The following is a 12,803-nucleotide window of genomic DNA, read 5'->3' as shown; positions in this document are numbered from 1 at the left end:
ATGGTCGAACGCAGAGATAGGGGCCTATGCCGATTCCTTCTGCACGGATCGGGCTCGATATCCGCGCTGGTCTTCGCTACCGGCGCGGTGGCGTTGTGGTCGACAAATGCGCTGGTCGGCAAGTCCCTGCTGGCCAGTCATCCGGTGTCGCAGGTGCAGTTCCTGCAATTTGTAGGGGCCGCCCTGGTCTTCGCGGTCATCCGTTTGATAAGCAGCGAGAAAGCCGCGACGGCCACGGCAAGCACCGCGCTGATGCCGCTCGCGGTCGGCTTTATCGGTCTGGTCGGCACCATGGTGCTGCAATATATCGCCTTTGCCTCGATGCCCGTGATCGAAGCCAATCTCGTGGCCTACACCTGGCCCTTGATGGTTGCCGCGGCAGTGATCGCTTTCGATAATCCCCGGCGCCCGGCCTTGCTGGGCATTGCCGCAGCCCTTGGGTTCGTCGGCGTCGCGCTGGTGATTTCGGGAGGGCGTGACCGCACCTGGTTCCAGGGTGATCTCGCCGGCTATTTGGCCGCATTCGGATCCGCGCTGTGCATGGCTTTCTATTCGGTGATGGTGGGGCGGCTCGCCACGTCGCCGGACCGCCTGTTGCTGCCCTCGTCGCTGGTTGGCGTCGCCTTGACGCTCATATGGTCCGCTCGCGAAGCCGTCGCCTGGCCGACCGGGGTGGATCTGGCCCTCGGGCTTTATCTCGGCGCTGGCCCGATGGGGCTGGGTTATTACCTCTGGTCACGCGCCTTGAAACTCGGAGGCAGTGGCAAGGTGGCCGTCGTCGCCTATCTCACGCCGATTGCTTCGACGCTGCTGCTGACGTTGTCCGGCGAACGGCTGACGACCACCGCCATTGCCGGAGCCATTCTCGTGATCGGCAGTTGTGTCGCGGTCGGTCTGGAGCATTCGGAGGCGCAAGACTATGTTTGATGACAATGAACGGCTCGCCAGGCAGGAAGCGCATTGGCTCATCAAGGAATTTGGCGCCGAGGCAGCACTTTACGCCGCGATGAAGGCCGAAAAGGCGATTGAACAGAAGGATTTCGGGCGTTGTGCCCGCTGGAAGCGTATTCTTGAGATATTGGCTGACAGCCGCCCAACCAAGTCTGCCACCTCCAAGTATTAGATTTTCTAATTTGCACGACGTCGATTTCCCATAAAAGTAGTTGATACCAAGTCTTGATTCGCTTTGTGACTTGGCGGCCCGTTGGGGGACGCGGTTAAAGAGATACATCGACAAAAGTCTTCACTGGGGTAGATGACTTTGTCGCAAATAGGGTGAAAGAATTGTCAAATATCGAGGATAAGACCGTTATCGAGCTGACCGCCGATATTGTCTCGGCCTATGTAGGCAACAATCCGCTTCCGGCTTCCGGCCTGCCTGACCTGATTGCCAGCGTCAGCGCCTCGGTCCGAAAGCTGGCTGGTGCGGCCGTCGTGGAAAGCCCGAGCCTGGTTCCGGCCGTAAATCCGAAAAAGTCGGTGTTTCCCGACTACATCATCTGCCTGGAGGACGGAAAGAAGTTCAAGTCGCTCAAACGACACCTCAGGACGGACTACGGTTTGAGCCCGGATGACTATCGGGCTAAATGGGGCTTGCCGCCGGACTATCCGATGGTCGCGCCGAATTACTCGGCGACCCGGTCGGCGCTGGCGAAATCGACGGGACTTGGCCGCAAGCCGGTCGCTGCGCCGGCAGTCGTGGCCAAGGCGACAAAGCGTGGCAAGGCCACTGCCTGAGGCCTTGCTGGCCGGTATGGCAGGCCACTGATCGGCTGCTCTGGCGGCGCATTGTGCGCGCCGTTCCCAGGCCTTGTGCGGCCAACTGGCCCGCAAGGTCTTGCGAAGCGTTGATGTCCAGTGCAAAAGCGCGGCCATGCTTATCATCAATGACCTTTCACTCCGCATGGCGGGGCGCTTGCTCCTCGACCACGCCTCGCTCACCTTGCCGGCCGGCACCAAGGCCGGTCTCGTCGGCCGCAACGGCACCGGCAAGACGACGCTGTTCAAGGCCATAACAGGCGATTTTCCCTCCGAGACAGGCTCGATCAGCCTGCCGAAGAATACGCGCATCGGCCAGGTGGCCCAGGAAGCGCCTGGAACCGAGGACCCGCTGATCGAGATCGTGCTCAAGGCCGATCTCGAGCGCACGGCGCTGCTCGAAGAGGAGAAGACGGCGACCGATCCGCACCGCATCGCCGACATCCACATGCGGCTGGCCGACATCGACGCTCATTCGGCCGAGTCGCGCGCGGCCACCATCCTGGCCGGCCTCGGCTTTGACGACGCCGCGCAGCGGCGTCCCGCCTCGTCCTTCTCCGGCGGCTGGCGGATGCGCGTGGCGTTGGCCGCCGTGCTGTTTTCCGAGCCGGATCTCCTGCTGCTCGACGAGCCGACCAATTATCTCGACCTCGAAGGCACGCTTTGGCTGGAAAACTACGTCTCAAAGTATCCGCACACCGTGCTCCTGATCTCGCACGATCGCGATCTGCTCAACCGCGCCGTCAACTCGATCGTTCATCTCGACCAGAAGAAGCTGACCTTCTGGCGCGGCGGTTACGACCAGTTCGAGCGCCAGTACACCGAGCAGAAGGAGTTGCAGGAAAAGGGCCGGGTCAAGCAGGAAGCCGCCCGCAAGCATATGGAATCCTTCGTCGAGCGGTTTCGCGCAAAGGCCTCAAAGGCAAGACAGGCACAATCGCGCATCAAGGCGTTGGAAAAGATGAAGCCGATCTCGGCCATCGTCAACGACACGGTACGGCCGTTCTCTTTCCCCGAACCTGTGAAGACGGTGGCCTCGCCGATCGTTGCGCTAAACAACGTCAATGTCGGCTATACCGAGGGCCAGCCGATCCTGAAGAAGATGACGCTGCGCATCGACGCCGACGACCGCATCGCGCTGCTCGGCGCCAATGGCAACGGCAAGTCGACCTTCGCCAAATTGCTGTCGGGTCGCCTGAAGCAGGAAACCGGCACCATGACGGTGGCGCCCGGGCTGAAGGTGGCGATCTTCGCCCAGCACCAGCTCGACGATCTGCGCCCCGAGGAGAATGCCTATGAGCATGTCCGCCGGCTGATGCCGGAGGCGCCGGAATCCAAGGTGCGCGGCCGCGTCGCCCAGTTCGGTCTCACGACCGAGAAGATGAACACGCCCGCCAAGGATCTGTCCGGTGGCGAGAAGGCGCGCCTTCTGATGGGCCTGTCGGCCTTCGAGGGTCCGAACCTGTTCATCCTCGACGAGCCGACCAACCATCTCGACATCGACAGCCGCGAATCGCTGATCCATGCGCTGAACGAATTTCCCGGCGCCGTCATTTTGATATCGCACGACCGCCATCTGCTCGAGGCGACGGCCGACCGGCTGTGGCTGGTCAAGGACGGTGCGGTCAATCCCTATGACGGCGACCTCGAGGACTACAAGACGCTGGTGACCGGCGTCTCCGGCGACCGCCGCGGCAAGCGCGAGGCAGACAAGGCGTCAAAAGCCGACCGCCGCCGCGACGCCGCAGCGCGCCGCGCCGCCTTCGAGCCGTTGGCCAAGGAAATCCGGGCCACCGAGGCGCTGATGGACCGTATCCGCAAGCGCATCGACGGCATCGAGGACGAACTGTCCAACCCGGCGGTCTATGAGAAGGATCCGTCGACGGCGACCAGGCTGGCCAAGGAACGCTCGCAGCTTGCCCAGACGCTGGCCGGCCATGAGGAAAAATGGCTGACCATGTCGGCCGAATATGAGGAAGGGACGGCGGAGTAGCATGACGTCGACAGACGCCTGGATCGAAGCTGGAAAGGTTTTGGCGCTCGATCCGAAGGCAAATGTCGAATGTCCTGATTGTGGCGAGGCCGACCTGAGCGTGGTCGAGACCGAGGCGGACGAAGAGCATATCGAACGACACATGCGCTGCTCGAAATGCGGTGCTTACAATGCGCTTCTCAAGAAACGTGACCCGTAATCGGCGGCTGGCGGAATGCACATTGCCAGAGGGCGAGCCGCTTATCTGGCCCTACACGCCACCCTCAAAACCCGCTAGACAAATACCATGAACCAGCACGCCAAGCTTCGCATCGGCCATTCGGCCTGTCCGCATGATTGCCCGTCAACCTGCCCGCTCGAGGTCGAATTGCTCGACGGCAACCGCATCGGCCGCGTCCATGGCGCCAAGGCCAATACCTATACGGCCGGGGTCGTCTGCGCCAAGGTCGCGCGCTATGCCGACCGCGTCCATCATCCCGACCGTTTGCTGAAGCCGCTGGTGCGCAAGGGCGCCAAGGGCGAGGGCGTCTGGCAGGAAGCAAGCTGGGAAGCCGCACTCGACCTCGTTGCCGAGAATTTCATCGCGGCCGAGGAGAAGTACGGATCGGAGACGGTCTGGCCTTACTATTACGCCGGCACGATGGGGCTGGTGCAGCGCGACGGCATCGACCGGCTGCGGCATGCGAAGAAGTACTCGGGCTTCTTCGGCTCGATCTGCACCAATCTCGCCTGGACCGGCTGGATGATGGGGCGGGCGCCTTGCGCGGTCCCGATCCGCGTGAAATGGCCAAATCCGATTGCGTCGTGATCTGGGGCACCAATGCGGTGGTCACGCAAGTCAATGTCATGACCCACGCCATCAAGGCGCGCAAGGAACGCGGCGCGAAGATCGTCGTCATCGACGTCTATGAAAACGCCACCATGAAACAGGCCGATATGGGCCTGGTGCTGAAGCCCGGCACCGACGGTGCGCTGGCTTGTGCTGTCATGCATGTCCTGTTCAGAGAAGGCCTGGCCGACCGCGCCTATCTCGAAAAATACACCGACGACCCTCTGGGCCTTGAAGCGCATCTGCACACCCGCACGCCGGAGTGGGCGGCTGATATCACTGCTTTGACGGTCGCCGAGATCGAGGCCTTCGCCCGGCTCGTCGGCACGACGAAAAAGACCTATTTTCGGCTTGGCTACGGCTTTGCGCGCCAGCGCAACGGCGCCGTCAACATGCATGCGGCGTCATGCATCGCGGCGGTTACCGGCGCCTGGCAGTATGAGGGCGGCGGCGCCTTCCATTCCAATTCCGGCATCTTCAAGCTCAATCAGGATGTGCTGGAAGGTTCGAGGATGCGCGATCCCTCGATCCGCTATCTCGACCATTCGCGCATCGGCCCGGTGCTGACCGGCGCCAGCGACGCGCTTTACGGCGGACCGCCGGTGACGGCCATGCTGATCCAGAACACCAATCCGGTGAATGTCGCGCCCGAGCAGCGGCTGGTGAAGCAGGGTTTCTTGCGCGACGATTTGTTCACCTGCGTGCACGAGCAGTTCATGACCGACACGGCCAAGCTGGGCGATGTCGTGCTGCCGGCGACGATGTTCGTCGAGCATGACGACATCTACAAGGGCGGCGGCAACCAGCACATCACGCTCGGCCCCAAGCTGATCGATCCGCCGGAAGGGCCGCGCACCAACCATTTTGTCATCGAAGAGCTCGGCAAACGCCTGGGCGTATCCGACCGGCCAGGTTTCGGCCTCACCGAACAGCAGCATATCGACATCATCCTGGGCAAGCGCGGGCTTGGCAGCTTCGACAGCTTGAAGGAACAGAAGTGGGTCGACATGCAGCCGGATTTCGCGGCCGCGCATTTCATCGAAGGCTTCGGCCATGCCGACAAGAAATTCCGCTTCCGCGCCGACTGGACCGGCCAGGCCGCGCCCAACCGGCCGCCGAAGAGCATGGGCCTGTTCGGCCCGGTGGCGCGGTTGCCGGAATTTCCCGATCATGTCGACCTGATCGAGGTGGCCGACGAAGCGCATCCGTTCCGCCTGACGACCTCGCCGGCGCGCAACTTCCTCAACTCGACCTTTTCCGAGACACCAGTGTCGAAAGCCAAGGAGGGTCGCCCGGAACTCCTGCTGCATCCCGACGATGCGGCTGCTCTCGAACTTGCCGACGGCGACCGGGTCGAGATCGGCAACATGCGCGGCGAGGTGGTGCTGCACGCCAGATTGTTCGGCGGCATCAAGCGTGGCGTCGTGATCGCCGAAGGCATCTGGCCGAACAGCGCGCATGAGCGCGGCGAGGGCATCAACGTGCTGACCGGCGCCGATGCCCCCGCGCCCTATGGCGGCGCGGCCTTTCACGACAACAAGGTGTGGCTGCGCAAGGCTGAACAGTTGAGTGCGTAGCGCCCGCGATTTTAGGTTCCGCCTGATCCCGATTCCACCTCTGGCCCAAGCACCAGCGGTCGCGAATGCCAGCTTCCGTCTCTATAGAGGCATTCGTCCGTCGCAATGGGAGAGTGTCGATGGCAGGCGCGATTTCGCTTCTGGGAATACCGCATGACGGGAATTCGTCCTACCTCCAGGGTGCGGCCAAGGCGCCACCTCTGATCAGGCGCGAACTTACCAGCGATGCTTACTCCTCATGGAGCGAGACCGGCTTCGACCTGACCGACCGCTTCGTCGATCATGGCGACATCGACTTCACCCAACCGGGCGATCCCTGGCAGCGGATCGAAAGCGAAGTCGACCGCGCACTGGACGCGGGCCATCCGCTGATCATCCTGGGCGGCGATCACGCGATCTCCTGGCCGGTGCTGCGCGCTGTGCGCCGTCGCCATCCAAGCCTGACGATCGTGCATATCGATGCCCACCCCGACATCTATCATGCCTACGATGACAATCCGCGTTCGCACACGTCGCCCTTCGCACGCATCATGGAGGAACGGCTTGCCGACCGGCTGATCCAGATCGGCCTGCGCACCGTGAACGGCCATCACCGCGATCAGTTCAAGCGCTTTGGCGTCGAGGTGGTGGAGGCCGCGCATTTCAGCGAAAGCCTGTCGCTCGATCTCGATACGCCGGTCTATATCTCCATGGATCTCGACGGGCTCGATCCGGCCTTTGCGCCCGGCGTCTCGCACCGCGAGCCGGGCGGCCTGTCGACACGACAGGTCATCAACCTGATTCAAGGCATCAATCAGCCGATCGTTGCCGCTGATATCGTTGAATACAATCCAAGCCAGGACCTCTCCAACATGACGGCGCTTGTCGCCGCCAAACTGACGAAGGAGATCGCCGGCATGATGCTCAGGACATCGCCTGCGGACTGAGAACGCGGCGCGGTTTCATACCGGCAGGGTCTCGGTCGCCTCTCTCCTGTTTTGCAGCTGGCGGATGTCGTCGGCGACCGCCTGGGCTTCGATGCCGATCTCGCGCAGCAGCCCGGTGACTGCGTTGTGGAAGCCGACCAGATAGAGGCCGAGATCCGAAGCGCGAGAATTGACGCCGCTGGCACCTGGCTCGATGCCGGGTTCGAGCAACCTGGCATAGCCCGGCCGGTAGCCGGTGGCGAAGAGGATGGCGTCGAATTCGCTGTGCCCGCCATCCACAAAACGGGCACCGCGTTCCGAGATTTCTGCGATGTCGGGCGCTACTTTGATCGCGCCTTCGCGGATCTTGCCGATGGTACCGACATCGATCACCGGAATGCGCGATGCAAGGGCGATCTGTTGCAGCAATCCCTGCTTCGGCCGTCTGAGCCCAAACTTCTCCAGCCTGCCCAGCACCAGGTCGAGGATGAAGGGAAACAGCGCGTCATTGACGCGCCGCGGCCCGAGCCGCGTCGCCATGCCGACCATCTGGATCGGCACGCCGAACAGTTCGCGCGGCACGATGTGAACGCCGCCGCGCACCGAGATCGTCGGTCGGGCACCGCCTTCGGCCAGATCGAGCGCAATTTCCGCACCGGTGTTGCCCATGCCGACGACCAGCACCGACTGGCCGGCAAAAGGCGTAGAGTTGCGGTAGTCGGCGCTGTGCAGCGTCTTGCCCTTGAAGGCGTCGATGCCGGCGAATTTGGGCAGTAAGGGCTCGGCATTGTAGCCGGACGCGATCACCACATGCCAGGCGCGTAAGGCGCCGGACGTCGATTCCACCCGCCAGCCGTGGCCCTCCCGGGTGATCGCCCGCACGGTTTCGCCGAAGCGGGGCTCCAGGTCGAAACGCTCCGCATAGGCGTCGAGATACTCGACCACGAGATGGCGCGGCACATAGCGCGGATAATCCCTGGGGAAGGGGACGAAGGGCAGCGACGAGTAGCGTTTGGTCGTATGCAGATGCACGCGATCATAGTGGCGCCGCCAAGCCGGCGCGGCCTGCTGCTCCTTTTCGAGCATGACAAAATCCACCCCGGCTTGCCGCAGGCACGCGGCAACCGCCAGGCCCGCTGGCCCGGCACCGATGATGGCGACTTTCGTGGTTTCGTCCATGCGCGCCTCCACCGCCATTCGCGATCCTGAGAATGTCAGAAACGTGGCAAGGGTGCCACGGGCTCATCCAGGCAAGGGCACCATCAACCCGACCTTGACGCGGTCCATGGCGACGAAGGTACGGAACTTCCGCACATTGTTGCTGCCGAAGAACAGTTTTCGCGTCAGCGCCTCATAAGCGCCCATGTCGGCTACGGTGATGACGAGGATGAAGTCGGCTTCGCCGGTGACATAATAGCATTGCTGCACTTGCGGCTCCGCCGAGAATTGCCGCTTGGCCGCATCGATCAGCTCGGTGCGCTCGCTTTCCAGCTCGACCTCGACGAAGATGGTGATGGGCTGGCCGACGGCCGCCGGCTCCACCACGGCAACGTTGCCGGCAATGACGCCTGTCTGTTCCATGCGCTTGATGCGGCGCTGCACGGCCGGCGCCGACAGGTTCACCGCCTCGCCGATCAGCCGTTGCGGCGTCGTGTTATCCCGCTGCAGGACGGCCAGGATGGCGAGATCGAAGCTGTCGAGGGCGGTTGGTGCCTGAGGCATTGGCGTATCCTGACGAAACAAACTTGCATTTTGAGAGCCGAATTACAGCGCCTTTTGCGCATGTCCTGCAATATCTTCTCTCGGACGACGCCAAGGAGAGACCCTCGATGTTCCTGCCCAATCGCAATGCCCTGCATCGCCAGCCACTGGGCGCGGCTGATGCCGAAACCCTCGGCATCGCCGGAGCGGACACGGTCGAGCGTTTCCTTGCCCGCCGTGACAATCATCTGGCAACGCCGCTGCACGCGTTGCCGGCGCTGGCGGGCGAGCTCGGTCTCGCGGCCTTGCACGTCAAGGATGAGGGCTTTCGGCTCGGCCTCGGCAGCTTCAAGGCGCTGGGCGGCGCCTATGCCGTCTTCCGCCTGGTCCTGGAGGAAGCCAGCAAGCGTCTCGGCCGCTCCGTCGATGTCGGCGATCTCGATCGGCCCGAAGTCCGGTCGGTCGCGGCGACCATGACGGTTGCTTGCGCCACCGACGGCAATCACGGCCGCTCCGTCGCGCAAGGCGCCGAGCTCGTCGGTGCCAAAGCGGCGATCTTCGTCCACGCCGGCGTCAGCGACGAACGTGTCGCCGCCATCGCACGCTATGGGGCCGAGATGATCCGTGTCGACGGCAATTACGACGATTCGGTCAGGCAGGCGGCGCGTATCGCCGCCGAGAAAGGCTGGACGGTGGTTTCCGATACCTCATGGCCGGGCTACGAACGCATTCCGGGCCTTGTCATGCAGGGCTACACGGCGATCGTGCGCGAGGCGCTGCGCCAGCTCTCCGAACCGCCGACGCATGTCTTCGTGCAGGCTGGCGTCGGCGGTATCGCGGCGGCGATCGCCGGCCATCTCGCCATCGTGCTCGGTGAAGCCAGGCCTGTTTTCACGGTGGTGGAACCTGCGCGCGCCGCCTGCGTTTTCGGTGCCGCCAAAGCCGGGCACCCGGTCAAGATCGCGCATGGCGAGGCGACGGTCATGGCGATGCTCGAATGCTACGAGGCCTCGCCTGTCGCCTGGCGCGTTCTGGCACGCGTCGCCGATGCCTTCATGACAGTCGACGAGGACGACGCCGTCGCCGTGATGCGGCGGCTGGCACGCCCGGCAGGCAACGATCCGGCTATCGTCGCCGGTGAAAGCGGCGGGGTCGGTCTTGCCGGACTGATCCGGGCGATGGCCGATGACGGGGCCGAGCTTGGCCTCGACGCCAATTCGCGCGTGCTGGTCATCAACACCGAAGGCGCGACCGACCCCCGCCGCTATGCCGAACTCGTCGGGTTGGACCCGGCGGATGTGCTTGCCGGCAAGGTGCTTTCAGGAGCAACGCCATGATCTCGATCGACGGACAAAGACTAGTTGGCCGCATCCGTGAACTCGGCGGCATCGGTCGTGATGGCGAGGGCAGGCTGGTGCGGCTGGCCGCCTCCGAGGCCGACAAGCTGGGTCGCGACCGCTTGGTCGGCTGGCTGCGCGAGACCGGTCTCGAAATCGCCATCGATCGCATGGGCAACATCTTCGGCATCTGGCAGGTGCCTGAGAATGCCGGGAATGCACCGATCCTCATCGGCTCGCATATCGACACCGTCATCGACGCCGGCATTTATGACGGCTGCTACGGCGTGCTGGCCGGGCTGGAGGTCATGGAGACGCTGAAGGGATCAGGCTATGTCCCGTCGCGTCCGCTCGCGGTCGCCGCCTTCACCAACGAGGAAGGGGTTCGCTATTCCCTGACATGATGGGTTCACTGGTCCATGCCGGCGGCGTCGGTATCGAAGAGGCGCTGGCCGCCCTCGGCACCGACGGCAGCGTGCTGGGGGAGGAGCTGGCCCGCATCGGCTATGCCGGCGACGAGGAGCCCGGCTTCCTCAAACCGCATGTCTATCTCGAACTGCATATAGAGCAGGGCCCGGTGCTGGAACGCGAAGGCGTGCCGATCGGCGCCGTGGAAAACCTGCAAGGCATCTCCTGGCAGCGCATCACCATAGATGGCATCGCCAACCATGCCGGCACCACGCCGATGTCGATGCGCAATGATGCCGGCCATGCGGCTGCGCGTGTCGTCGCGTTCCTGCACGATCGCGCCAAAGCTTCGAACACGCCGACCGTTGCAACCGTCGGCACGATGCGCTTCGAGCCAAACGCCATCAATGTCATTCCCTCGCGCGCCGTCTTCACCGTCGACCTGCGCGACCCTTTCGAGCATCGCCTGCAGGCGGAGGAGGCGGCACTTGCCGCATTTCTCGAGGACCTCGCGGCCGCCGATGGCGTCACGGTCTCGGTCGAGCGGCTGGCCCGCTTCGAGCCGGTGATTTTCGACAGCCGCATCGTCGAACTGATCGAGGCTGCCGCCAGGAACCGCGGAATGGTGTCGAAGCGCATGACGTCAGGCGCCGGCCATGACGCGCAAATGATGGCGCGCCTTGCGCCCGCGGCGATGATTTTCGTGCCGAGCGCCGGCGGCATCAGCCACAATCCCCGCGAACGTACCGAAGATAGCGAGCTTGTTGCCGGCGCCAACATCCTGCTTGATGTCGTCGCCCGCCTTGCGGATCAGGAGATATCAGGCAATGGCTGAAATCGACCGTGACGCGCTGAAGCTGGAGATGACAGGGTGGCGGCGCGATCTGCACGCGCACCCCGAATTCGGCTTCGAGGAGAAGCGGACCTCGGCCTTCGTCGCGGCCAAGCTGCGCGAATTCGGACTGGACGATGTCGCCGAGGGTGTCGGCGGCACAGGCGTCGTCGGCACGTTGAAGCGCGGCAGCGGCAACCGTGCCATCGCGCTCAGGGCCGATATGGATGCGCTGCGCATATCAGAGCAATCGACCGCGCCATACCGCTCCGGCAATCCCGGTCTCATGCATGCCTGCGGCCATGACGGCCACACGGCGATGCTGCTTGGTGCGGCCAAGCTTCTGGCCGGGGAGGGCGGTTTCGACGGCACCGTGCGCTTCATCTTCCAGCCGGCGGAGGAATGGGGAAAGGGCGCGTTGGCGATGCTCGACGATGGCCTGATGCAGCGCTTTCCCTTCGACGAGGTCTTTGGCCTGCACAACATGCCTGGCCTTCCGTCGGACATTTCGAAACCCGCGCCGGTCCGGTCATGTCGGCCGAGGATATCTTCGAGATCGTGCTCAGGGGGTTGGGCGGCCACGCGGCCCGGCCGCATTCGGGTCAGGAAACGCTGGTCGCCGCCTGTGCGCTGGTCACCAACCTGCAGACCATCGTTTCGCGCCGGCTGAGCCCCGCCGACATCGCCGTGGTTTCGGTGACCGAACTGATCACCGACGGCACCCGCAACGCACTGCCGGGCCTTGCTCGTATCCTTGGCGACGCGCGCAGCTTCCGTCCCGAGGTCAGCGCCGAGATCGAGCGCCAGATGCGCATCATCGCCGAAGGCATCGCTGCCGCCTACAATGTTGCCGCCGAGGTCAACTACACCAGAGAATTCGTGCCCTTGCGCAACGATGCCGAACTGGTCGACGCGGCCTTCGCCGCCGCCATGACGGTTTTCGAGCCTGGCAATATCGCGGTCGCCCGCGAACCGATGACGGCGTCGGAGGATTTCGCCCGCTTCCTCGACCACGTGCCGGGCTGCTTCGTCTTCCTCGGCAACGGCGAGGTCTCGGCGCCGCTTCACAATTCCAGCTACGACTTCAACGATGACGGGCTGTTGTTCGGCGTCGATTTCCATGTCGCCATCGCCAGGCAGCGGCTTGGGACTTGAACCCACGAGGGGCTTTTCGCCGTATTTTACCGGGGGAAAACGCCCGGAAAAGGCCGAAGTCCTTGATCTCGCATGACGCTGCGGCAAGACTCAGCTAGCCTCCTTTACGCGGCGGACCTGATATCCGCCTGGCCGGCGCTATCAGATTACCTCCCAAGCGGCGCCGGCCTTCTCCCTGCCCGCTAAATTAGCTTTCATTAAATTTAGAATGCCCGCGCTTGGCGGAAGTTAGGGTTTTGCTGCCATGACTGTGGCAGGCAGGCTTTTGGGTGCGGCGGGAGCCATGGATGCGGGGGCGGAGCTGGATA

Annotated in this window: 9 protein-coding genes and 3 pseudogenes; 10 read left to right on the top strand and 2 right to left on the bottom strand. The window is 63.6% G+C overall.

Annotation, left to right across the window (positions count from 1 at the left end):
• From EJ077_RS19720 to speB, 7 genes and pseudogenes are all read left to right on the top strand, one after another.
• The gene (locus EJ077_RS19720; RefSeq protein WP_208695717.1) at positions 1-927 is read left to right on the top strand and encodes a DMT family transporter; all 927 of its coding nucleotides are present in this window, start codon (positions 1-3) and stop codon (positions 925-927) included.
• A complete protein-coding gene (locus EJ077_RS19715; protein WP_208695716.1) occupies positions 920-1,123 on the top strand; it encodes a hypothetical protein in 204 nt (67 codons plus the stop codon). The genes EJ077_RS19720 and EJ077_RS19715 overlap by 8 nt, the downstream gene beginning before the upstream one ends.
• 161 nt (positions 1,124-1,284) lie before the next feature.
• On the top strand, positions 1,285-1,737 hold the full coding sequence (locus EJ077_RS19710) for a MucR family transcriptional regulator (RefSeq protein ID WP_127871458.1): 453 nt from the start codon (positions 1,285-1,287) through the stop codon (positions 1,735-1,737).
• 136 nt (positions 1,738-1,873) lie between these two features.
• The gene (locus EJ077_RS19705) at positions 1,874-3,751 is read left to right on the top strand and encodes an ABC-F family ATP-binding cassette domain-containing protein (protein ID WP_136090441.1); all 1,878 of its coding nucleotides are present in this window, start codon (positions 1,874-1,876) and stop codon (positions 3,749-3,751) included.
• A 1-nt stretch (position 3,752) separates the two neighbouring features.
• Positions 3,753-3,950 (top strand): hypothetical protein, encoded by a 198-nt coding sequence (locus EJ077_RS19700; protein WP_208695715.1) that lies wholly within the window; start codon positions 3,753-3,755, stop codon positions 3,948-3,950.
• Positions 3,951-4,037: 87 nt separating this feature from the next.
• Positions 4,038-6,157: pseudogene (locus tag EJ077_RS19695) on the top strand (molybdopterin-dependent oxidoreductase).
• A gap of 119 nt (positions 6,158-6,276) precedes the next feature.
• Complete coding sequence (gene speB, locus EJ077_RS19690; RefSeq protein WP_208695714.1) at positions 6,277-7,083, top strand: agmatinase; 807 nt, start codon at positions 6,277-6,279, stop codon at positions 7,081-7,083.
• Between the two features lie 15 nt (positions 7,084-7,098).
• Here speB and EJ077_RS19685 read toward each other — a convergent pair whose 3' ends face one another.
• Positions 7,099-8,241 (bottom strand): flavin-containing monooxygenase, encoded by a 1,143-nt coding sequence (locus EJ077_RS19685; protein WP_208695713.1) that lies wholly within the window; start codon positions 8,239-8,241, stop codon positions 7,099-7,101.
• Between the two features lie 63 nt (positions 8,242-8,304).
• On the bottom strand, positions 8,305-8,784 hold the full coding sequence (locus tag EJ077_RS19680; RefSeq protein ID WP_208695712.1) for an Lrp/AsnC family transcriptional regulator: 480 nt from the start codon (positions 8,782-8,784) through the stop codon (positions 8,305-8,307).
• A gap of 107 nt (positions 8,785-8,891) precedes the next feature.
• Here EJ077_RS19680 and EJ077_RS19675 point away from each other — a divergent pair, with 107 nt between their 5' ends.
• From EJ077_RS19675 to EJ077_RS19665, 3 genes and pseudogenes are all read left to right on the top strand, one after another.
• Entirely contained in the window at positions 8,892-10,100 is a 1,209-nt protein-coding gene (locus EJ077_RS19675; RefSeq protein WP_208695711.1) for a diaminopropionate ammonia-lyase, read from the top strand.
• Positions 10,097-11,343, top strand: a pseudogene (locus EJ077_RS19670) (Zn-dependent hydrolase). The gene EJ077_RS19675 and the pseudogene EJ077_RS19670 overlap by 4 nt, the downstream one beginning before the upstream one ends.
• Positions 11,336-12,495 (top strand): annotated as a pseudogene (locus EJ077_RS19665) (M20 aminoacylase family protein). The pseudogenes EJ077_RS19670 and EJ077_RS19665 overlap by 8 nt, the downstream one beginning before the upstream one ends.
• Positions 12,496-12,803: the final 308 nt, after the last annotated feature.

This window comes from Mesorhizobium sp. M8A.F.Ca.ET.057.01.1.1 (genome assembly GCF_003952565.1).
GTDB lineage: Bacteria > Pseudomonadota > Alphaproteobacteria > Rhizobiales > Rhizobiaceae > Mesorhizobium.
This window is presented reverse-complemented; position numbering and strand designations above follow the sequence as displayed.